We start from the raw sequence: 21,031 nt of genomic DNA, 5'->3' as shown, positions 1-21,031 counted from the left end.
TGCTGACGATCATGGCGACGGACCACCGCCCCACGGTGCACCGCCCTATTTTCGTTCCGCGACCCGACCGGCCTGAATGAGCCGGAACCCGGGCATGATGGATAGGCATCTTCCCCCAGTTCTGGCAAACGCTTTCGCAGGTGCGAACCAACTTTTACGGGTATTTCATACCACAATGGACAAAAAAGCGACCAATCACGGAAATCGACGGTGAACTGCGGAACCTTTTGGCTCCAATCCGGTTCTTGGCGCTCGTCCTTCAGCCGTGATAGGCGCGATACCAATCCACGAAACGCGGCACTCCGATCTCGATCCCCGTGGTCGGTGCGAAACCGATGTCCTGGGCGATCGCGCTGATATCGGCATAGGTTGCGGGCACGTCGCCCGGCTGCATCGGCTGGAAGTCGATCTCAGCCTTCCGGCCGCAGGCTTCCTCCAGAATGGCGATGAGGTGCATCAGTTCCTCTGGCCGGTTGTTCCCGATATTGTAGAGCCGATGGGGCGATCGACTGCCACCGGCCTTGGGCGCGCCGTCATCCTCCGGCGCACGGTCGAGGCAGCCGACCACGCCGCTCACGATATCGTCAATATAGGTGAAGTCGCGCTGCATCCGGCCGTGGTTGAAGACCGGGATCGGCTGGCCGGAGAGGATCTTGGAGGTGAAGATCCACATCGCCATGTCCGGCCGCCCCCAGGGACCATAGACGGTGAAGAAGCGGAGGCCCGTCATCGGAATGCGGAAGAGATGGGCATAGGTCTCGCTCATCAACTCGTCCGCCCGCTTGGTCGCTGCATAGAGCGAGACGGGATGGTCCGCCCGGTCCTCGACCCGGAAGGGCAGCGTGTCGTTGCCGCCGTAGACCGAGGAGGAAGAGGCGTAGACCAGATGCCGCACCCGCCGCTCGCGCGCGACTTCCAACATGTTGACATGACCCGCCAGATTGGAGCGGACATAGGCGTGGGGATTGATGAGCGAATAGCGCACGCCCGCCTGCGCACCCAGATGGATGATCGCATCGATGGGATGATCGTGCAGCGCGCCCTGCAAGGCATCCATGTCCGCGAAGTCGAGCTCGGCAAAGGTGAACAGGCCGCCATGACGCTCCTGCAACGCGGCGATCCGGTCGCGCTTGAGCGAAACCGGGTAATAATCGTTCATATTGTCGATGCCGAACACGGCCCGCCCGTCGGACAGCAGCCGGTCCGCCACGGCCATGCCGATGAAACCGGCAGCACCGGTCACGAGGATTGTCATGCGGCCTTGTTCCTGTCTTGCGCGTGGGGATTCGCAGGTCCCCTTCCACTGCATGCTTCACAACCAATAGCACGCGCGATGTAAAGGGCTTTCCCCATAAGCCCCGCATCGGTTCCAAAAATTGATCATTCCCTCAGCCGCATTTTCTGGTGCTTCGGCCGGCAATCCTTCTGAAAATGCAGGCAGATTAGCCTTTCCCTAATCATTGCCACCTATGGCAGGCACCATGGACATGGCTTCCCATCCCGCCTTTTCGGCCGCGCGCGCCTATATGCCGGCCCAGCGCACGCGCTGGGCCGCGCTGGCGGAGGAAGCGGCGGAACCCAACGCCTTCTATATGCCGGACATGCTATGCGCGGCACTGGATCATCTGGCCGACGACATCGGTGTGCGGGTGCTGGAAGCGCAGCAGGACGGGGTGTTGATCGGACTGATGCCGGTCGTGGTCACGCCGCGGCATGGGCGATTGCCGATCGGCTGCGTCACCAATTGGATGCATGACCATTGCTTCTTCGGCGCACCGTTGATCCGGCGGGGCGACGAGGTAGCGGCCTGGCGGGGTTTGTTGGAGCAGCTTGACAGCGCGCCCTGGGCGCCGGGGTTCCTCCATCTGCGCGGACTGGACGCGGCGGGGGCGAACGCAGCGGCGCTGGAGGCGCTCTGTGTCGAGCAGCGGCGCGGGCGGCATGAGATCCATCGCCATGACCGGGCGATGCTGCGATCGGATCTGGATGCCGACAGCTATTGGGAAACGAATGTCCGATCCAAGAAACGCAAGGAATTGCGTCGCTTGCAGAAGCGGCTGGCCGATATGGGAACGGTCGAGAGCCGGTTGCTGAGCGACGAGGCGGAGCTGGCCGGTTGGTGCGGCGAATTTCTGGCGCTGGAAGCGTCAGGCTGGAAGGGATCGGAAGGAACGGCCCTGGCCTGCAAGGCTGATGATGCCGCGTTCTTCCGGGCAGCCTGCGCGGCGGCATTCGAGGGTGGACGCCTGCATTTCCTGCGGATGGACCTCGACGGCCGCGCGATCGCCATGCTGGTCAATTTCCGCCATGGCGCAGGCGCCTTTTCGTTCAAGATCGCCTTTGACGAGCAACTGGCGCGTTTTTCGCCGGGCGTGCTGATCGAAATCGCCAATCTCCATGCGGTGCAGGGCGATCCCCGCATCGAATGGATGGATAGCTGCGCGGCGGCGGATCATCCGATGATCGACAGCCTGTGGGCGGAACGGCGGACCATAACCCAATATCGCATCGCCTTGCGCGGGGCGGGCCGGAACGCCGCCTTTGCATTGGCGAACGGCTTGGAGACGCTGGGGCGGCGCCTCAAGGGACAGGGCTGAAAGGACAAGGATGAACGCGCACGGTCATGTTGCGGCTGCGGTCTTTCCCGACGAGGCACGAGCCGCCTTTGCAGCGGCTTATCCGGATCAGGCGGCAAAGCTCGGCCACGGGCTGGTGGGACATGAACTGCTGACGTTGGAAGCCCTGGCCGAACTGGCGGAGAGAATGCCGGCGGCCTCGGTCGAATATAATCTGGGGGCATTGCCTTTGGGCGTCCGGCCGGAGGATACGCCCGGCAACGGGCTGACACTGGGCGAGACGATCCGCACCATAGAAGCCAACGGCAGTTGGGCGGTGCTGAAGAATGTGGAAAGCGACGCCGCCTATGGCGCGCTGCTTGACCGGGCGCTGGGCGAGCTGGCGCCGCTGGTCGATCGCCGGACCGGCCCGATGCTGCACCGGGAGGCGTTCATCTTCCTGTCTTCGCCGGGAAGCGTGACGCCTTTCCACATGGACCCGGAACATAATATCCTGCTCCAGATCAGGGGACAGAAGACCATGACGGTCTTCCCGGCGGGCGACGAGGAACTGGTGCCCGCGATCCAGAGCGAAAGCTTCCATGCGGGTGGGCACCGCAATCTCGACTGGCGGGATGCTTTCCGGGATCGCGGGACGGCGGTGACGCTGCTGCCGGGCGACGCGATCCATGTGCCGGTGAAGGCGCCGCATTTCGTGGAAAACGGGTCGTCGGTATCCGTCAGCCTGTCCGTCACCTGGCGGTCGGAACGCAGCGTGGCCGAAGGCGAGTTGCACAGTTTGAACGCCTTGCTGCGGCGTCGGCGGCTGCCGACCGGACAGATCGGCCCTACGCCCGAAACGCAAGGCGTGCGGCGGCTTGCCTATCGCATCATGCGGAAGCTGGGCGTTTAAGGATTTTCCGGAGAATGGCTTCCGCCTCCAACCGGGGACTGAAGCGATCGATCTGCCACCATTCCAGCGCCTCCTGCCGGGTGGCGAGGCTTTGTTTGTAGCGATCCTTCCCGGCCAGCAGGGAATAGAGCATCAGGCCGCGCCCGGCATAATGGTCGACGGCGGCGGCGTGGCACAGCAGGCCCGGCTTGTCCTTGGCGCTGCGCGGCGCCGCAAAGGCGGACTGGTAATTCATCGCAGCGCCGCCATGGATGAAGTTCAGGAGGAAGCCGACCGAACCCTCGCCATCGGTCAGGCGGAGCAGTTCCACGGCATCGTCCCCTCGGGCCGCGAGCATGGCGACGAAACGACAGAAGGCTTCGTCGTCCCACGCATTATCGGCATGACGGCCCGCGTTGAGGGATCGCATCTCCGCAAGCCAGGGATCGATGTCGGCTGGCGTCGCAACTGCGATGGCGGGAAGCGCGCCGCCATGCTCCCGGATCGCGCGGCGGATCTGGCCGCGGCTGTTGGAACTGAGCAACGACAGATAATCGGAAGCACGAACCGCTTCGAGATCGATCTGATAGACCGGTGACAGATCGAGGCGGGTCTTGCGGCGGGCGGCAATCTCCAACAATGGCGAACCGGGGGAAAGGCCGCTGAAGCGCAAGGTGCGCCAGTCATTGCGCCTCTGAAGCGCCCGGAGAGCCGCCTCGATGGCCTGACCTTCCTTGCCCCTGGCCGTCAGCAGACCATTATATTCGACGAATGGGCGGTCGGCGACCGCGTTACCCGACTGGTTCAACGACAGGGTAGCGCTTGGCCCCAGCAGCCGGGGCTGCATGGCATGACCGAACAAGGCAAGCGCGACATCTCGCCCCAGCCCGTCGGTGACGGCCAGCAATTCGGGTCGGATATCATAGCTTTCCAGCCAAGCGCCCGTCCATGTCCAGCCAAGGAAGAAACTGGACTCGGCACGGGCCTCCAGCGCCTGCCAGCGGGAACCGAGAGCCGCAAGATCGGGCAGGCGGGTGAACTCAGCGGTGAGAGCCATGGCCCGCCCTTGTGGCAGAGCGGCGCCCTGGGTCAAGCGGCCAGCATCAAGCGGCGCTTACAGTTCCCGGCGAAGGCGTGGGTCGACCGAACCGTCGGGGCGGACGCCCGCGCCGGCCAGGTCCTTCTTCATGCGTCCGGTCAGGAAGCGGAACCACATCACGAAATCGGCGCGCAGCGACCAGAGCGGATAGCGGAAGGTCGCCGGACGGTTATGCTCGATCAGGCTGTGGCCGAGCCATGCGAAGCCGTAACCGGCGAGCGGCAGAGCGGGGACCATCCACCATTGCCCGGCGACCGGCAGGGACGCGATCAGCACTATGACGATACTGGTGCCCGCATAGTGCATCGCCCGCGTACCGGCATGGGCATGTTCCTGAAGATAATAGGGCCAGAAGTCCTGAAATGCCGCCTTATCGTCCATGGCACTCCCTCTCCCTTTACCCGGAGGCTATCGGGAAAGCTGATCGATGTTAAGCCCGATGCGTCAGGCCGTGTGCCGATCGGGGGCAAACAGGAAATAGTCATAAGCGGCCCGCGCCGCTTCGGCCATGATGCGGTCGCGCATCTGATGCCCCTTATAATCCTTCATCACGAAAACCGTAATGGCGAACAGGCGCCCGTCGGGCAGCGTGACGATGCCCGCATCATTGCCGAGGCCGTTCAGCGTCCCTGTCTTGTGCGCGATCCGGGTGCCGGGCGGCAACATGGCGCGCAGCCGGTCCTTGCCGGTCCTGCATCGCTCCATGATCGACAGCAGCATCGCCGTGCTCTGCGGTTTCAGCGCCTTGCCGGTACGGATCGCGACCAGAAGGTCATCCATGGCGCGCGGCGTCGCGGTGTCGCGCGGGTCCGTGGCGAAGCCGAGATTGGGCATGTCCCGCGCATCCCGCTGGGCAGCGGAGAGGCCCGATTCCATCGCGGCTTCATCGCCCAGGACGGCGCCGGGGAGCTTCGCGCGAGCGAGCAGGTCGCGCGTGTTGCTGTCGACGCGCAGGTTCCTGACTCCGATCGCGCGAACCCAGTCATTGACCGCCTGCGGACCGCCCGCGCGGGCGACCAGCGCATCAGTCGCTTCATTGTCGCTAAGGGTCAGGCTCATGTCCAGCAGGGTGCGCACCGGCAGCGGACGGCCAAGACGGACGAGCGTTTCGTCGAGGCTGAGGCTGCCCGCGTCGAGCAGAGAGAATATCTTGCCCGCCACTGCGACCTTGTAGGTACTGGCCATCGGGAACAGCGTGTCGCCATTATAGGCCAGCGTCTCACCCGTGCCGAGATCACGCACCGCTATGCCCACAGTGCCGTCGGTCAACGTGGCGAAGCGGGCGAATTCCGCCATCAGGCGGGACTCAGCGCTTTGCTGCACCGGGTTGGGGGTCGGCCCGAAGGCGTCGGCGGTCGGCAGCGGGGCAAGGAACAGCCCCAGAAAGGCGCAATAACGGCTGGCGGTGCGGAAACGTGGCATCCCTTCCCTTTTCCCGATTCGCGGCCTCAGGGCAAGCGCTGTTGACAGCGGTTCGGCGGACAGTTCATCACGCCTGGCATGAGCGACACCATCAAGCTGGACGAGAGCTGGCGCGCGCCGCTGCTCGGGGAATTTGCAAGTCCTTACATGCAGGGGCTGAAACGATTCCTGGAGGCGGAAAAGGCTGCGGGCAAGCGCATCTTTCCCAAGGGCGGCGAATATTTCCGGGCGCTGGACCTGACGCCACTCGACAAGGTGAAGGTGGTGGTGCTGGGGCAGGACCCCTATCATGGCGAAGGGCAGGCGCACGGCCTGTGCTTCTCGGTGAAGCCGGGGGTGCGCACGCCGCCGTCGCTGGTCAATATCTACAAGGAATTGCAGAGCGATCTGGGCCTGACGCCGCGCCGCCATGGCTTTCTGGAGCATTGGGCGGAGCAGGGTGTGCTGTTGCTGAACAGCGTGCTGACGGTGGAGATGGGCAAGGCCGCCTCGCACCAGAAGCGTGGGTGGGAGCAGTTCACCGACGCGATCATCCGGCTGGTCAACCAGAAGAGCGAGCCGGTCGTGTTCCTGCTGTGGGGCGCCTATGCGCAGCGGAAGGCGGATTTCGTCGACGGCAAGCGCCATCTGGTGCTGAAGGCGGCGCACCCCTCGCCGCTCTCCGCGCATAACGGCTTTCTGGGGTGCCGGCATTTCTCGCAAGCCAATGCCTTCCTTGAGGAGAAGGGGCGCGGGTCGATCGATTGGGGATTGCCCGAGGCCGTGGCCTGAAGCGGTAAGGTCAAGGTGATGGGCTCCTGCGCAGGCAGGAGCCCATCATGTCTAGAAATAGAGCTTCGCGCCCAATCTTAGCGTGCGCGGTTCCATCACCCGGCTGAGACGCCCTTCGACCGGCGCGCTGTCGAAAGCGGGAACATAGGATTCGTAATGATAGGCGATGTCCTTGTCCCGGCTGTCGAAGATGTTGAGCAACTCGCCGTAAAGCTCGATCCGCTTCCCCTTCCAGGCAGCGCGGGCGTTGACGACCGTGCTTCCCTTGTCCCGCATGCTGTTGTCCTCGATCAGCGGATAGGGGCCGAGATGGCGCAAGCGGATACTCGCTTCCCACGGGTCCAGGATGATCGCCGCGCCCGCCGACGCTGCGTTTTCGAAGGCGTTGGGAATGCGGTCGCCATTGTCGTAGCGCGAATGGCTGGCGGTATAGTTGCCGTCCAGCGCGAGCCAGGGGAACGGGCGCCAGAAGGCGACCAGTTCATAGCCGCGCCGCCTGCTCGCGCCGGTCGGCTCGACCGCGTTGCTGTCGCCCACGAAACGCAGTTCGCTGCCGACATCCAGCCACCAATAGGTCGCGGTGAACGAGAGGCTGCCAAGTTGGATGCGCCCGCCCAGTTCCTTGCCGGTGCCGCGCACCAGCACCGGGACGGGCGTTTCCACATTGACCGCGCCGCGCACGTCGTTGGAATGGAAGCCCCGGCCCCAATTGGCGTAGAATTCCAGATGCGGCGTGACCCGGTAGGCGACTGACGCCTTGGGCGAAAGGATGCCGTCATGGCCGCTGCCCGTGCCCAGCGCCTGCGCGGACGCATCGCCGGCGCGGACGCTGTAATGATAATAATCGCCGCGCAGCCCGCCGATCAGGCGAAGGCCGGGCAAGGGTTGCCAGTTCGCCTCACCATAGAGGGCGACCGACAGTTCCTCGACATGATAGCGGCCGAGCGAGAAGAGGAATTGCCGGTCGGCGCTGCGGTCGACGCCGACATTGCCGATATGGTCGAGGCGGTTTTCGGTGCCGATGCTGAGAGTGAACGTCGGGGCGACGGTCCAGTTCTTCGCTGCCGTGAAGCCAGTGATCCAGCGGCGGTCATATTGGCGGATCTGCGCGCTCGTGCCATCGGAATCGGCATAGGTGGGATTGCTGAACATCGACCAGTCGTAGAACTGGACATAGGCATTGGCGCGCCAGTCCGGCTGGGTGACGGCGATATTGCCGACGATCCGCGTGGTTTCGCCCCGCGCCGAGGCATCGGGCGAGCAGAATATATCCTTGCAGACCCAAGAGCCGATGATCCGTTCGGGAATCTGCTCGGTCGGGCGCCAGGTGCCGCGATAGGCGTGAAGGGTCGCGTCCAGTTCGCCCGCGCCAAGCGGCAGGCGATATTTGGCAAAGCCGCTATAGTGGCGCAGATGCTCCGCCTCTTCCCACGGACCGTCATAGCGCTTGGCCTGCGCCACCAGCGTCAGGGCGCCGGGGCCGACGCCCTCGATCGTGCCGCCCGCCGCCAGACGGCGTGAGCCGTAGGAGCCGGCTTCCGTGGCGATCCACGGCCGTGCAAAGCCGTCGATGGTGGTCATGGCGGCCGCGCCTGCCAGCGCGAAATCGCCGCCATCGGCGCGATAGGGGCCTTTACGGAAATCCTCGCGCGCGACGATCTCCGGGATCAAGCCGTTGAGGTCGAGATAGCCCTGGCCGTGACCGTGCGAGCGGAAATTCATCTGCACACCGTCGATATAAGTCGTGAAGTCCGATCCATGATCGAGGTTGAAGCCGCGCAGGAAATATTGATTGGCCTTGCCGCTGCCCGAATGTTGGGCAGCGACCAGGCCGGGCACCGCCTCGAGCAGTTCGGCGACGCGCAGCAGCGGACGCACGAGCAGGTCGGCGCCGCCGACGCTCCCCTCGCTCGCGGCATGGGCGACGCCGATCTTTTCCTCGCCCCGGCCGAAGACGACGATATTCGTTTCCGCCGCTTCCCCGGCAGCGGGCATCTGGGCCAGCACCGGCTGGGTGACGCCCGCGGCCATCAACAGGGCCATCAATCCAATTTTCAAAACACTATCCTCCGGCGTCAGCGACTGCCCGGGGGAGGCCTGCCGTCCAGGACGACCGGCGCGCGCGAACGGGCCGACGCCATCAGCGCCGCTCACGCGAACCGAAGCAGCCTCCACCGCTCGTTCGTCGCTCAGACGGAAAGATACCGTGCCGCGGCCATCCCCTGGACCAGGGCAAGAGCGACCAGACGCCGGCAGGTCTCCTGGCTCGCGGGTCATCGCTTGAAACATGGCCTTCCCAGGCCTCGCAGGATTTAGCGTCCGGCCCAGTGGCTGATCCTTTCCACCCGGAAAGGATCGATATGTCTCTCGCTCACCGCTTACAGTTGCAGGGACAGCCGGGGATTTACACCCCATTCCCTATTAAGCCCCTTTCGGGACACCGGCGCGATCGAGGGCGTTCATAGGTAAGCTTTGCGGCGATGGGAAGATGGGATAGAGGCGGCCCATGCATTTCGACGATCAACTCCACCGCTATTTCGGCATCCGCGACCTGGACGCGCTCACCCCCGATGCGCTGGCGGCAGGGCTGGAGCATATGCGCGTCGATTTCGGGCTGGAAACGGACAAGGCGCGGCGCTTCGCGCTGTGGTCGCTGATGTTCCTGCTGGGCGCGGCGCCCGATCTGGAGGATGCGTTCGAGGACCCTGCGGACCGTGACGCGGCGCGCGACTTCATGGAGATGATGGAACGGGCCGAAGACGGCGGGGACTAGACAGTCCGGACAAGAAGTGGAAACAATCGCCTGGCGGCTGGCTTCGTGCACAGCTTGAGGAGGCGGCTTGAGCGCAGCGGGAGCAACACCGGACTATCAGTTCGCGCCGCATGAACGGCCGATGATGCCGGGATCGCCTGCGACGCCCGATCACCCCACCCGTCGGCGCATCGGTTATTTCCTGATCGGTACGCTGCTGGGGCTGACGGGCGGCTTCATCAACGGGTTGCTGACCGCTAACCTGCCCCAGATACAGGGCGCGCTGGGCCTCACCACCGTCGAGGGCGGCTGGCTGACCGCCGCCTATTCGATGACCAATATCTGCATGAGCCTGCTGCTCATCAAATTCCGCCAGCAATTCGGCATACAGCGCTTCGCCCGCATGGTGCTGGCCGGATTCCTGGCGCTCAACCTGTCGCAGATCTTCGTACATAGTTACGGGTTCGAACTGATCGTGCGCGGGGCGAGCGGGATCGTGGCGAGCGGGTTGTCGACGCTCTGCCTGTTCTACATCATGCAGTCGATGCCGGCGGCCCAGCGGTTGGGCGGGATGGTGCTGGGCGTGGGCATGTCGCAGATCGCGCTACCGCTGGCGCGGGTGATATCCCCTGCCCTGCTGATCCATGGCGACGTGCAGAATCTGTTCCTGTTCGAACTGGGGCTGACGCTGCTGTGCCTGGCGGGCGTGTGGCTGCTGCGCCTGCCGCCGAGCGAGCGGATCGAGGCGTTCGAACCACTCGATTTCCTGACCTTCGCCCTGTTCGCGCCGGGCATGGCGCTGCTTTGCGCGGTGCTGGTGCAGGGGCGCATTCAATGGTGGACGACGCCCTGGCTGGGCTATGGTCTGGCGGGGTCGCTGCTGCTCGTGGGCGCGGCGCTGATGGTCGAACACAACCGCGCCAATCCGTTGCTCAACACCCGCTGGCTGGGCAGCGGAGCGATCATCCGCTTCGCCATCATCGCGGCCAGCATGCGCGTCCTGCTGTCGGAGCAGAATTACGGCGCCAGCGGGCTGTTGGCCGTGGTCGGCATGGGGCAGGATCAATTGGTCTCCTTCTATGTCGTGGTGACGCTGGCGACGGTCGGCGGACTGGTGGCAAGCCTGGTGACGCTGAACCCCACGGACTTGTTGCGGCCGGTCATGATCAGTTGCGGCCTGATCGCGGCGGCCGCCTTTCTGGACGTCGATGCCAGCAATCTCACCCGCCCGGCGCAACTTTACGGGACGCAGGCGATGATCGCCTTTGCCGCCATCTATTTCCTGGGCCCGGCGTTGATGGGCGGCATATTGCAGGCGCTGGCCAAGGGGCCGAGCCATATCGTGAGCTTTTCCGCGCTGTTCGGCATATCGCAGCAATTGGGCGGGATCGGCGGGGCGGCCTTGCTGGGCAGTTTCCAGATCATCCGCGAACGTTTTCATTCGGAAGTGCTGGCGCAGTCGATCCTGCCGACCGATCCGCAAGCGGCGCTGCGGCTGCAACAACTGGGGGGCGCCTATGCGCGGACGCTGGGCGACCCGGCGCTGCGGCAGGCGGAGGGCGGCGTGCTGCTGGGGCAGCAGGTCGCGCGGGAGGCGAATATCCTGGCGTTCAACGACGTGTTCCTGTTGGTGGGGGTGCTGGCCACGCTGGCCTTCCTCTATCTGCTGGCGCGGTGGAGCTATTTCAAATGGAAAGGGATCACGCCGCTGGGCAAGGAACTGGCGGCCTTGGCCGCGATGAGGAACAGGGCCGCATCATGACAGATACGCGACAGGACCGGCTGCAGGACCCGGTCGAGGTGCCGGACGAAGCACCCGCCGCCGAGCCGCCGAAAAGGGGATGGGCGCCGCCCAAAGCAGGGCGCAGGGTGACGATTCTGACGGTGGTCTTCATCGTCGTCGGCCTGTTGCTGATCCTCTATGCCTGGGGCCTGCCGCCCTTCTCCTCCATCGTGCAGACCACCGACAACGCCTATGTGCGCGGCCAGACCACGGTGATCGCGCCGCAGGTCAGCGGCTATGTGGTCGAGGTCGCCGTGCAGGATTATGAGCAGGTGCGGAAAGGACAGATACTCGCGCAGATCGACGACCGTATCTATCGCCAGCGGGTGGAACAGGCAAAGGCACAGGTCGCCGCGCAGATCGCCAATCTGGACAATAGCGAACAGAGCCAACGGTCGAGCGAGGCCCAGCTTGGCGGCCAGGATGCAAGCCTGGTCAATGCCAGGGCGCAACTGGCGCGGGCGCAGGCGGACATGCGGCGGGTGAACGATCTGGTCGGCGAAGGATCGGTGTCGTTCCGCGAGCGGGACCAGACATTGGCGGCGCTCAAACAGGCCGAGGCGGCGGTGTTGCAGGCGCAGGCGCAGCGCAGCGTGGCGCGGGAGCAGGTGCGGACCGTGACGGTCGGGCGCGGCGGGCTGCGCGCCGGGGTCGAGGCGGCGAAGGCGGCGCTCGAGCTGGCGGAGATCGACCTTGCCAACACCATCATCCGCGCGCCGCAGGACGGGCGGTTGGGTGAGGTCGGGGTGCGGCTGGGCCAATATGTGACGGCGGGGACGCAGCTCACCTTCCTGGTGCCGCCGGTCATCTGGGTGGCGGCCAATTACAAGGAGGCGCAGACCGCCCGCATGGCACCCGGCCAGCCGGCGCGTATGAGCGTCGATGCGCTGGGCAATGAGGAAATCAGGGGTCGGGTCGAAAGGCTGGCCCCGGCGGCGGGCAATGAGTTTCAGGTGATCAAGTCGGACAATGCCACCGGCAATTTCGTCAAGGTGCCGCAGCGCATCACGGTGCGGATCGCGGTGGATCGCGGCGATCCGCTCTATGCGCGGCTGCGGCCCGGCATGTCGGTGGAAGCCCGGATCGACACCAGCGGCGGGCCGGAGCCGCGGTCGCGATGAAGCGCCGGGGCGCATTTTTACTGGGACCGGCGCTGCTGGGCGGCTGCGTGCCGGCGCACCAGCCCGCGCCGCCGGAGGCTGCGGTGACGGCGCCCGGCGGCTGGCGCGGCGCATTGCCGGGAGCGGAACCGGTCGATGCGGCCTGGTGGCGGCGCTTCGGGGACCCCGCGCTGTCGCAGGTCGTCGAAACCGCGCTGGCGCATAATGTCGACATCGCCATTGCCGTCGCCCGGGTTCGCGAGGCGCGGGCGCAGGTGCAACTGGCCCGCGCCGCCCTTTTCCCCAGCCTCGATGCGAGCGGCGCCGCGTCGCACAGCCGCTCGGTGAACGCCTTCGGCACCGCGGCCGAGAGCAGCGCGGCCCAGCCGCTGGTGCAGGCGGCCTATGAGGTCGATCTGTTCGGGCGGATCGACGATCAGCTTTCGGCGGCGCGCAGTTCCTGGCTGGCGAGCGGCACGGCGCGGGATGCGGCGCGACTGAGCGTCGCGGCGGCAACGGCTTCGGCCTATGTGACGCTGCTGGGGCTCGATGCGCGGCGGGAGGTCGTGCGGCAGACGATCCAGTCGCGGTCCGAGGCGTTGAGGCTGGCGCGATCGCGGGCGGAGGCCGGTTATACGTCCCAGCTGGAACTGCGGCAGGCGGAATCCGAATATCAGGCGGCAGCGCTGATCCTGCCGCAGGCCGACCTGGCCATAGCACGGGCGGAAAACGGCTTGCGGCTGCTGATCGGGGAGGTGCCGGGCCCGGTGGAACGGGGGCGCACGCTGTCTCAATTGGCCGCTCCGGGCGTGCCGGATGCTGGACTGCCGTCAGATTTGCTGCGGCATCGTCCCGACATCGCCCAGGCGGAATATGCGCTGGCGGCGTCGGACAGTTCGCTGGCGGTGGCGCGCAAGCAGTTCCTGCCGACGCTGCGCCTGTCCGCCTCACTGGGGGCGGTCTATAACAGCGAGCTGCCCGACACCCTCTCCATCTGGTCGATCGGCGGCAGCATATTGGCGCCCTTGTTCGAAGGCGGACGGCTGCGCGCCAATGCCGATGCGGCGACGGCACGGCGCGATCAGGCTGCCTTCGCCTATCGCAAGACCGTGCTGACCGCCTTCCGCGAGGTGGAGGATGCGCTGGCCAATGTCGCCAGCCTGTCGCGGCAGCGGGCGGTGGCGGAGGCGCAGCGTGTGGCGATCGCGGATACGCTGCGCCATGCGACCAATCGCTATCAGGCGGGTTATAGCGGTTATCTGGAGCAACTGGACGCGCAACGGGCGCTGTTGTCCGCCGATCTTGGGCTGGTGCAGTTGCGCGCGGACCAGTTGAACGCGCTCGTCACCTTGTATCAGGTGCTGGGCGGCGGCTGGCAGGAGGGATCATGAAGATCTTCACCATCGGCTATGAAGGCGCGACGCAGGACGAAGTGATCGCCGCCTTGCGGGTGGCGGGCGTCACGATGCTGGCCGATGTGCGGGCGGTCCCGCTGTCGCGGCGGCCGGGCTTTTCGAAGAACATCCTCGCCGCCGGACTGCGCGAGGCGGGCATCGGCTATGTCGGGTTGAAGGCGCTGGGCACGCCCGCCGCAGGACGCGAGGCAGCGCGCAAGGGCGACCACAAGCGGCTGGCGGAGATTTACGCCGGACAGTTGGAACTGCCCGAAGCGATGGTCCAGGCGGCCCAACTGGTGGAGATGGCGCAGGAGCAGCCGACGGCGCTATTGTGCTTCGAGCGCGACGCGGCCGCCTGCCACCGCTCGCTGTTGCTGGACGCGGTGATGCCGGATGCGGAACGGATCGACCTCATCCCCCTAGATTCTTCGGTCTCGTAACGAATTCATATTGCATTGCAGCAGGGGGTGGCGTTTCATCTGACCCATGCTGAAGGCCGCGCTCCACCACCTGACGTCCTATCGCTACAGTCGCCCGATCACGCTCGGGCCGCAAGTGATCCGGTTGCGGCCCGCGCCGCACAGCCGGACGAAAATCCCCAATTATGCGTTGAAGATCGATCCGCCGGGGCACTTCCTCAACTGGCAGCAGGACCCGCACGGCAATTGGCTGGCGCGGATCGTCTTTCCCGATCCGGTCGATCATTTCTCGGTCGAGGTCGATCTGCTGGCCGATCTCGACATCATCAATCCGTTCGATTTCTTCGTGGAGCCTTATGCGGAGGACTATCCCTTCGCCTATGACGAGCAGCTCAAGACCGACCTTGCCGCCTATTTCGAGCTGGAGGATCAAGGGCCGCTGTTCGAAGCTTTGGTCGAGAACCACAAGGGTTTCGAAGGGCGGACGATCGACTTTCTGGTCGAGGTGAACCGGCAGCTCCAGCAACGGGTCGGCTATGTGATCCGCATGGAAACCGGCGTGCAGGGGCCGGAGGAGACGCTGGAGATCGGCACGGGGTCGTGCCGGGATTCGGCCTGGCTGCTGGTGCAGTTACTGCGGCGGCTGGGCTTCGCGGCTCGCTTCGTGTCGGGCTATTCGATCCAGTTGGTGGCGGATGTCGAGCCTTTGGAAGGGCCGAAGGGGGTTTCGCAGGACGTCGTCGACCTGCATGCCTGGGCGGAGGCCTATGTGCCGGGCGCGGGTTGGGTGGCGCTGGACGCGACGTCAGGCATGTTCGCCGGAGAGGGGCATATTCCGCTCTGCGCGACGCCGCATTATCGATCCGCCGCGCCGATCAGCGGCATGGCCGAACCGGCGGAGGTGGATTTCCACTTCTCCATGGGAGTCAGCCGCATTGCCGAGGCGGTGCGGATCACCAAGCCCTTTACCGATGCCCGCTGGGACGCGGTGATGGCTTTGGGCGCGCAGGTGGACGCCGATCTGCTCACGCAGGATGTGCGGCTGACCACCGGGGGCGAGCCGACTTTCGTGGCGGAAAATGGCGGCGACGAAGGCGAGTGGAATGGCGATGCCGTGGGGCCGACCAAGGCGGGCTATGCCGACCGGCTGATCCGGGGGCTGCGCGAGACGTTCGCACCGGGCGGGCTGCTGCATCATGGGCAGGGCAAATGGTATCCGGGCGAGAGCCTGCCGCGCTGGGCCTATGCGGTGTACTGGCGGCAGGATGGGGTGCCGATCTGGCGGGATGCCGGGCTGATCGCGGATGAGGTGGCGGCCGAGGGTGCGCGGGCGGTGACGGCAGAGGATGCCGAGGCCTTTATCGCGCATATGGCAGGCGCGATGGGCTTTACGTCCGAGCATATCCAGCCGGTCTATGAAGACCCGGCGGTGTGGGCGGTCAAGGAAGCGGACCTGCCGGTCAACACATCGCCCGACGATCCCAAGATTGCCGATCCCGAAGCCCGCGCAAGAATGGTGCGGGCGTTCGAACGGGGGCTGGACCAACCGGTGGGTTTCGTGCTGCCGGTGCAGCGCTGGCAGAGCCAGGTGCCGACACCGCGTTGGCAGAGCGAGATCTGGCAGTTGCGGCGTGGCAGGCTGTTCGCGGTGCCGGGGGATTCGGCACTGGGCTATCGCTTGCCGCTGGGGTCGCTGCCGCATGTGCCGGAGGCGGCTTTTCCCTATATCCACCCTCGCGATCCCAGCGAGCCGCGAGGACCGTTGCCGGATTTCCGGGCGACGTTGGATGAGGTCCATGCTCAGCCGGTGCAGCGCGTGCCCGACGCGCCGGGCGGGGCGTCCGCGCAGGAGCGGGTCGAGCAGTTTCATATCGAGGGCGCGGTGCGCACCGCCGTGACAGTGGAGCCGCGCGGGCATTTCCTCTCCGTCTTCCTGCCGCCCGTCGAGGCGCTGGAGGATTATCTGGAGCTGGTCGCGCAGGTCGAGGGCGCGGCGGAGGCGATGCGGATTCCGGTGCGGATCGAAGGCTATGCGCCGCCGCCCGATCCGCGATTGCAGGTGCTCAAGGCCACGCCCGATCCCGGCGTGATCGAGGTCAATATCCAGCCTTCATCAAGCTGGGACGAGACGGTGGAGATTACCGAGCGGCTCTATGCGCTCGCGCGGACCTGCGACCTCACCGCCGACAAGTTCATGGTGGACGGGCGTTCGGTGGGGACCGGGGGCGGCAATCATATCGTGCTGGGCGGGCCGAGTTTGAACGACTCCCCCTTCATCCGGCGGCCGGATCTGCTGAAGAGTTTCGTGCTCTACTGGCAGCGGCATCCCTCCCTCTCCTATCTGTTTTCCGGGCTGTGCATCGGGCCGACCAGCCAGGCGCCGCGCATCGACGAGGCGCGGCATGATGGGCTGTATGAGCTGGAGATTGCGCTGGCGCAGGTGCCCGCTCCGGGTGAGGGAGACGCGCCGCCGTCCTGGCTGGTGGACCGGCTGTTCCGCAATCTGCTGGTCGATGTGACGGGCAACACCCATCGCACCGAAATCTGCATCGACAAGATGTTCTCGCCCGACGGGCCGACCGGGCGGCTGGGGTTGCTGGAGTTCCGGGGCTTCGAGATGCCGCCGGAGCCGAAGATGAGCCTGGCACAGCAATTGCTGCTGCGGGCGCTGACGGCGTGGTTCTGGCGGCAGCCGCAGCAGGGCAATCTGGTGCGCTGGGGGACGGCGCTGCACGACCGCTTCATGCTGCCGCATTTCGTCTGGGCGGATTTCCTGGAGGTGCTGGGCGACCTGCGCGGGGCGGGTTACGAGTTCGATCCCCACTGGTTCGAGGCGCAGCGGCAGTTCCGTTTCCCGGTGCATGGCGCGGTGGATGCGGGCGGCGTGGGGCTGGAGATCAGCCATGCGCTGGAGCCGTGGAACGTGCTCGGCGAGACGGGCGCCATTGGCGGGACCGTGCGCTATGTCGACAGTTCGACCGAGCGGTTGCAGGTGCGCGCGACGGGGCTGGTCGCCGGACGGCATGTCGTCGCCTGCAATGGCCGCCGCGTGCCGATGACGCCGACCGCCGTGCCGGGCGAGGCGGTGGGCGGCGTGCGGTACAAGGCCTGGGCGCCGGCCGCCTGCCTGCACCCCGCCCTGCCGGTCAATGCGCCGCTGACCTTCGACGTGCTGGATAGCTGGAGCGGGCGGTCGCTGGGCGGCTGTGTCTATCATGTCGCGCATCCGGGCGGGCGCAATTACGACACGCTGCCGATCAACGCCTATGAGGCCGAGGCGCGGCGCAAGGCGCGGTTCCAGGACCATGGCCATACGCCCGGCCCGGTCGACATGCCGGCCGCCGAAAGCCCGGGTGAATTCCCGATGACGCTGGACCTGCGTTTCCGTCATCGATGAGCATGGCCGACACCCTTCCCCCGGACGTAACCGGCTGGGCCGAGGCCTATCTGGCGCGTGCGCCGAAGGGAGACCTGTTCGCCGGAGCCGGGCAGGAGATGGCCGGCCATTGGCGCACCATGCTGGATCGGCTGTCGGTACAGGCACAGGGCGATCCGGCGGTGCTGGCCGGCAATGTCGAGCGGCAGGCGGTCGATCTGGGCCTCGCCTTCCGCCTGACCGGGGACCAGCAGGAGCGGCCCTGGCCGCTAAGCCCCCTCCCGCTGCTGATCGGGTCGAGGGAATGGACGCAGATCGAGCGCGGCCTCACCCAGCGAGCGCAGTTGCTGGAACGCGTGATCAGCGACATCTACAGTACGCAATCGCTTGTCCGGACGGGCAAGCTTCCTGCCAGCGTCATCACCGGCAGTCCGCATTATTGGCGGGTCATGACCGGATCGCCGCCGCCCCACGGGCATTTCGTGCATTTCTACGCCGCCGACCTGGCGCGCGGGCCGGAGGGCGAATGGCGGGTGCTGGCGGATCGGGTGCGCACGCCGGTGGGCGTGGGTTATGCGCTGGAGAACCGGCTGGCGCTGTCGCGCGCGACCGGCGATCTGCTGGGCGCGCTCAATGTTCGGCGGCTGGCACCGTTCCTCAACGCCTTGCGGCGGGGGCTGGCGGCGGATTGCGAGCGCAGCGATCCGCGCATTGGCCTGCTCTCGCCCGGCCGCTTCAACCAGAGCTATGCCGAACAGGCGCATCTGGCGCGCTATCTTGGCCTGCTGCTCGTCGAGGGCGAGGATCTGATCGTGTCGGACGGGCAATTGTTCGTGCGCACCATCCAGGGACTGAAACGGATCGACGGCCTGTGGCGCTGGATGGATAGCCGCTTTCTCGATCCGCTGGCATTTGACGGGGAGTCGCGCATCGGCGTGCCGGACCTGTTCGACGCTTGCGTGAAGGGCGGGCTGATGCTGGCCAACTGGCCGGGCGTCGGCGTGATCGAATCGCGTGCCATGGCGGCCTTCCTCCCCCAATTGGCGCAGGAGATGCTGGGCGCAGATCTCATCCTGCCCAATATCGCGACATGGTGGTGCGGGCAGAGCGCGGAACGCGCGCATGTCGCGGACGCCATGGGTGAACTGGTTGTGGGATCGGCCTTCGACCGCGATGTCGCCGGGCTGACGGGAACGCGCTTCCTCCCCGGATCGGCCATGGACGAGGCACAGCGCACCGCCCTGCTGGATGCCATGGCGCGGCGGCCGATGGATTATGTCGGCCAGGAGGTGGTGCGCCTGTCGACCACGCCCGCCATCGTCAACGGGCAGATGATCCCCCTGCCCTTCACGCTGCGCGTCTTCGTGGCGCGCGACGAATTGGGGCAATGGCGGATCATGCCCGGCGCCTTTGCCCGGCTGGCGGCGCACGGCGATATTCGCGCGGCGCTGATGGGCGAGGGCGACCTGTCGGCGGACATGTGCGTGCTGGACGGCAAGCCGGTGCCGCAGGACGGGCTGTCGGCCGTGGCCGCCGCCCCCACGATCCGGCGGGTGGGCGGAATGCTGCCTGCAAAAGCGGCGGACAATCTCTATTGGCTCGGCCGCTATATCGAGCGCACCGAAATGACCGCGCGGGTGATACGCGCCATTGTCGGCGGGTCGATCGAGGCCGATCTGGGCCCTGCGGTCGAATCATCCACCATGGCGCGGCTGACGGGACAGCTCGCACTGTGGGGCGCGACTTCCGGTACGGCGGGCACGGTCGGACCGCTTTGCGCACAGGCTTTGGGTGATGGATCGCAACCGGGCAGCGTGCGTTCGCTGATGACGACTGTCGCAGGGATCGGCGAAGGACTGCGCGACCGGCTGGCGGTCGATTATTGGCGGCTGGTGCGATTGCCTCTGCCCGATTTCGACGGCGGGGCGACGGAGACTTTGCTCGAGGCCTCCTCACGGATGATCGAACGGATTTCCGCGCTGTCGGGCCTTGCCGCCGAGAATATGGGGCGGACAGAGGGGTGGCGCTTCCACGATATGGGGCGGCGGATGGAGCGGGCGATCAACGGTTGCCGGCTCGCCATGCTGTTCGGTGCGGAAGGAGCGTCGGCGGATGACCTGACCGTGCTGCTCGATCTCAACGACAGCCAGATCAGCTATCGCAACCGCTATCTGTCTGGGCCGGCGCTGGCGCCGGTACGCGATCTGGTGGCTCTGGAACCGCAAAACCCGCGCTCCATCGTCTATCAGGCGCAAAGGCTGGCGGAACATGTCGCGGCGCTGCCGACGCTGCACACTGACGGCATGCCGGAGGAGCCGCAGCGGCTGGCCGCGGTGCTGGCGGCGGGGCTGGCCCCTCTGACCGGCGACATGCTGACGATGGACGATCTCCGCGACACGGAAATCCGCCTGCTCGGCCTTTCCGATGCGATTGGGCAGCGCTATTTCCTGCAACGACGCAAGGAAAAGAGCGAGGGCGTCAGCCTGCTGTCATGATCTATCACATCCGGCATCAGACGATCGTGCACTATGACGCGCTGGTGCAGCTTGCGCGGTTCAATCTCCGGCTGCGGCCCGCGCCCTGGCCGGGGCAATGGACATCGGACTATCATCTGGCGGTCGATCCCGCGCCCTCCTCCATCGAATCGCGCCCCAGCGCCTGGCCGGTCCATGTCGCCCGGCTGGAGATCGACAGCCTGCTGCATCAGATCGTCATCGAGAGCAGTTTCCGCGCCGGAATCCAGGACAGCGCGCCGATCGAGCCGCAGGACGACGACCCCATCATTGCCGCCGTTGCGCAGGCGGCGCTGGAAGCGCGGGACATGGGATCGGCCGGACCGGCGCAATTTCTCCATGCCTCGCCGCGCGTGCCGTTATTGCCGCAGATCGGAGCGTGGGCGGGCGACCTGCTGGCGTCCGACCGGCCGATCGTCGGCGCTGCGCTGGCGCTGGCGCGTCGGATCAAGGGCGCGTTCGCCTATGTGAGCGGGGCGACCGACGCGATGACGCCGGTGAAGGACGCCTTTGCCGCGCGCCATGGCGTGTGCCAGGACTTTGCCCATGTGATGGTGGCCGCGCTGCGCTGGTTCGGGCTGCCCGCCGCCTATGTGAGCGGCTATCTGCGCACCGATCCGCCGCCGGGCATGCCACGGCTGGTGGGCGCTGATGCCATGCATGCCTGGGTGATGCTGTGGTGTGGGCCGACGCGGGGATGGATCGGCTTTGACCCGACCAACGGCGTGATTGCCGGGGACGGGCATGTATTCGTCGCCATGGGACGGGATTATGCCGACGTCGCGCCAATGGACGGGCTGTTCGTGGGCGGCTCCGGTCAGAATGTGAAGGTGATGGTGGACGTGATGCCGGAAGAGGAAGAGACGTAGGACACGCCCCCTCCCCCTGACCCGCTGGGATGTGTGGGGATTCAGCCCATGGCGGGCTGCAATAGCCCTGAATGGAATCCCCA

The 21,031-nt window shown here is 66.1% G+C and carries 16 protein-coding genes and 1 riboswitch; of the genes, 11 read left to right on the top strand and 5 right to left on the bottom strand.

What is annotated here, in order from left to right; translation table 11 throughout:
- Positions 1-259: 259 nt before the first annotated feature.
- Positions 260-1,255 carry an NAD-dependent epimerase/dehydratase family protein gene (locus tag CAF53_RS09335; protein ID WP_100237947.1) on the bottom strand — a complete coding sequence of 332 codons (996 nt, stop codon included), beginning with the start codon at positions 1,253-1,255 and terminating at the stop codon, positions 260-262.
- A gap of 226 nt (positions 1,256-1,481) precedes the next feature.
- Here CAF53_RS09335 and CAF53_RS09330 point away from each other — a divergent pair, with 226 nt between their 5' ends.
- Both CAF53_RS09330 and CAF53_RS09325 read left to right on the top strand, forming a co-directional pair.
- Entirely contained in the window at positions 1,482-2,597 is a 1,116-nt protein-coding gene (locus CAF53_RS09330) for a GNAT family N-acetyltransferase (protein ID WP_046762654.1), read from the top strand.
- Between the two features lie 10 nt (positions 2,598-2,607).
- A complete protein-coding gene (locus CAF53_RS09325; protein WP_100237946.1) occupies positions 2,608-3,468 on the top strand; it encodes a cupin-like domain-containing protein in 861 nt (286 codons plus the stop codon).
- Here CAF53_RS09325 and CAF53_RS09320 read toward each other — a convergent pair.
- The 3 genes from CAF53_RS09320 to CAF53_RS09310 all read right to left on the bottom strand — a co-directional run bounded on the left by CAF53_RS09320 (position 3,446) and on the right by CAF53_RS09310 (position 5,968).
- Positions 3,446-4,504: a GNAT family N-acetyltransferase gene (locus CAF53_RS09320; RefSeq protein ID WP_100237945.1), complete on the bottom strand. Its 1,059-nt coding sequence runs from the start codon at positions 4,502-4,504 to the stop codon at positions 3,446-3,448. The genes CAF53_RS09325 and CAF53_RS09320 overlap by 23 nt on opposite strands.
- Before the next feature lie 57 nt (positions 4,505-4,561).
- The gene (locus tag CAF53_RS09315; protein ID WP_046762423.1) at positions 4,562-4,927 is read right to left on the bottom strand and encodes a DUF962 domain-containing protein; all 366 of its coding nucleotides are present in this window, start codon (positions 4,925-4,927) and stop codon (positions 4,562-4,564) included.
- Positions 4,928-4,990: 63 nt separating this feature from the next.
- Entirely contained in the window at positions 4,991-5,968 is a 978-nt protein-coding gene (locus CAF53_RS09310; protein ID WP_046762422.1) for a serine hydrolase, read from the bottom strand.
- Between the two features lie 78 nt (positions 5,969-6,046).
- On the opposite strand from CAF53_RS09310, the gene ung reads away from it, so the two are divergent.
- On the top strand, positions 6,047-6,739 hold the full coding sequence (ung, locus tag CAF53_RS09305) for a uracil-DNA glycosylase (RefSeq protein ID WP_100237944.1): 693 nt from the start codon (positions 6,047-6,049) through the stop codon (positions 6,737-6,739).
- Positions 6,740-6,790: 51 nt separating this feature from the next.
- On the opposite strand, the gene CAF53_RS09300 is transcribed toward ung, so the two are convergent.
- A complete protein-coding gene (locus CAF53_RS09300) occupies positions 6,791-8,734 on the bottom strand; it encodes a TonB-dependent receptor (protein WP_242443477.1) in 1,944 nt (647 codons plus the stop codon).
- Positions 8,735-8,972: 238 nt separating this feature from the next.
- A riboswitch (cobalamin riboswitch) is annotated at positions 8,973-9,199 on the bottom strand.
- Positions 9,200-9,245: 46 nt separating this feature from the next.
- Here CAF53_RS09300 and CAF53_RS09295 point away from each other — a divergent pair.
- From CAF53_RS09295 to CAF53_RS09260, 8 genes are all read left to right on the top strand, one after another.
- Positions 9,246-9,512: a hypothetical protein gene (locus CAF53_RS09295; RefSeq protein WP_100237943.1), complete on the top strand. Its 267-nt coding sequence runs from the start codon at positions 9,246-9,248 to the stop codon at positions 9,510-9,512.
- Positions 9,513-9,579: 67 nt separating this feature from the next.
- On the top strand, positions 9,580-11,253 hold the full coding sequence (locus CAF53_RS09290) for an MFS transporter (protein ID WP_046762419.1): 1,674 nt from the start codon (positions 9,580-9,582) through the stop codon (positions 11,251-11,253).
- A complete protein-coding gene (locus CAF53_RS09285; protein WP_100237942.1) occupies positions 11,250-12,395 on the top strand; it encodes an HlyD family secretion protein in 1,146 nt (381 codons plus the stop codon). Before CAF53_RS09290 ends, CAF53_RS09285 begins: the two co-directional genes overlap by 4 nt.
- The gene (locus CAF53_RS09280; RefSeq protein ID WP_100237941.1) at positions 12,392-13,765 is read left to right on the top strand and encodes an efflux transporter outer membrane subunit; all 1,374 of its coding nucleotides are present in this window, start codon (positions 12,392-12,394) and stop codon (positions 13,763-13,765) included. The genes CAF53_RS09285 and CAF53_RS09280 overlap by 4 nt, the downstream gene beginning before the upstream one ends.
- The gene (locus CAF53_RS09275; RefSeq protein ID WP_046762417.1) at positions 13,762-14,211 is read left to right on the top strand and encodes a DUF488 domain-containing protein; all 450 of its coding nucleotides are present in this window, start codon (positions 13,762-13,764) and stop codon (positions 14,209-14,211) included. The genes CAF53_RS09280 and CAF53_RS09275 overlap by 4 nt, the downstream gene beginning before the upstream one ends.
- A gap of 46 nt (positions 14,212-14,257) precedes the next feature.
- Positions 14,258-17,587, top strand: a complete 3,330-nt coding sequence (locus tag CAF53_RS09270) for a transglutaminase family protein (protein ID WP_100237940.1) — start codon at positions 14,258-14,260, stop codon at positions 17,585-17,587.
- Entirely contained in the window at positions 17,584-20,061 is a 2,478-nt protein-coding gene (locus CAF53_RS09265) for a circularly permuted type 2 ATP-grasp protein (protein ID WP_100237939.1), read from the top strand. The genes CAF53_RS09270 and CAF53_RS09265 overlap by 4 nt, the downstream gene beginning before the upstream one ends.
- Positions 20,058-20,948, top strand: a complete 891-nt coding sequence (locus CAF53_RS09260; RefSeq protein ID WP_100237938.1) for a transglutaminase family protein — start codon at positions 20,058-20,060, stop codon at positions 20,946-20,948. The genes CAF53_RS09265 and CAF53_RS09260 overlap by 4 nt, the downstream gene beginning before the upstream one ends.
- Positions 20,949-21,031 lie beyond the last annotated feature (83 nt).

This window comes from Sphingobium sp. LB126 (assembly GCF_002795205.1).
In the GTDB taxonomy this organism is placed as follows: Bacteria; Pseudomonadota; Alphaproteobacteria; order Sphingomonadales; family Sphingomonadaceae; genus Sphingobium; species Sphingobium chungbukense.
The sequence above is the reverse complement of the archived record's forward strand: the minus strand, read 5'-3'. Positions and strand labels throughout refer to the sequence as shown.

Coding starts and splice junctions, on each gene's coding strand:
- CAF53_RS09270 (WP_100237940.1), top strand. CDS start 14,258: ATGCTGAAGGCCGCGCTCCACCACCTGACGTCCTATCGCTACAGTCGC.
- CAF53_RS09280 (WP_100237941.1), top strand. CDS start 12,392: ATGAAGCGCCGGGGCGCATTTTTACTGGGACCGGCGCTGCTGGGCGGC.
- CAF53_RS09265 (WP_100237939.1), top strand. CDS start 17,584: ATGAGCATGGCCGACACCCTTCCCCCGGACGTAACCGGCTGGGCCGAG.
- CAF53_RS09325 (WP_100237946.1), top strand. CDS start 2,608: ATGAACGCGCACGGTCATGTTGCGGCTGCGGTCTTTCCCGACGAGGCA.
- CAF53_RS09275 (WP_046762417.1), top strand. CDS start 13,762: ATGAAGATCTTCACCATCGGCTATGAAGGCGCGACGCAGGACGAAGTG.
- CAF53_RS09295 (WP_100237943.1), top strand. CDS start 9,246: ATGCATTTCGACGATCAACTCCACCGCTATTTCGGCATCCGCGACCTG.
- CAF53_RS09330 (WP_046762654.1), top strand. CDS start 1,482: ATGGACATGGCTTCCCATCCCGCCTTTTCGGCCGCGCGCGCCTATATG.
- ung (WP_100237944.1), top strand. CDS start 6,047: ATGAGCGACACCATCAAGCTGGACGAGAGCTGGCGCGCGCCGCTGCTC.
- CAF53_RS09300 (WP_242443477.1), bottom strand. CDS start 8,734: ATGCCCGCTGCCGGGGAAGCGGCGGAAACGAATATCGTCGTCTTCGGC.
- CAF53_RS09315 (WP_046762423.1), bottom strand. CDS start 4,927: ATGGACGATAAGGCGGCATTTCAGGACTTCTGGCCCTATTATCTTCAG.
- CAF53_RS09285 (WP_100237942.1), top strand. CDS start 11,250: ATGACAGATACGCGACAGGACCGGCTGCAGGACCCGGTCGAGGTGCCG.
- CAF53_RS09335 (WP_100237947.1), bottom strand. CDS start 1,255: ATGACAATCCTCGTGACCGGTGCTGCCGGTTTCATCGGCATGGCCGTG.
- CAF53_RS09310 (WP_046762422.1), bottom strand. CDS start 5,968: ATGCCACGTTTCCGCACCGCCAGCCGTTATTGCGCCTTTCTGGGGCTG.
- CAF53_RS09320 (WP_100237945.1), bottom strand. CDS start 4,504: ATGGCTCTCACCGCTGAGTTCACCCGCCTGCCCGATCTTGCGGCTCTC.
- CAF53_RS09260 (WP_100237938.1), top strand. CDS start 20,058: ATGATCTATCACATCCGGCATCAGACGATCGTGCACTATGACGCGCTG.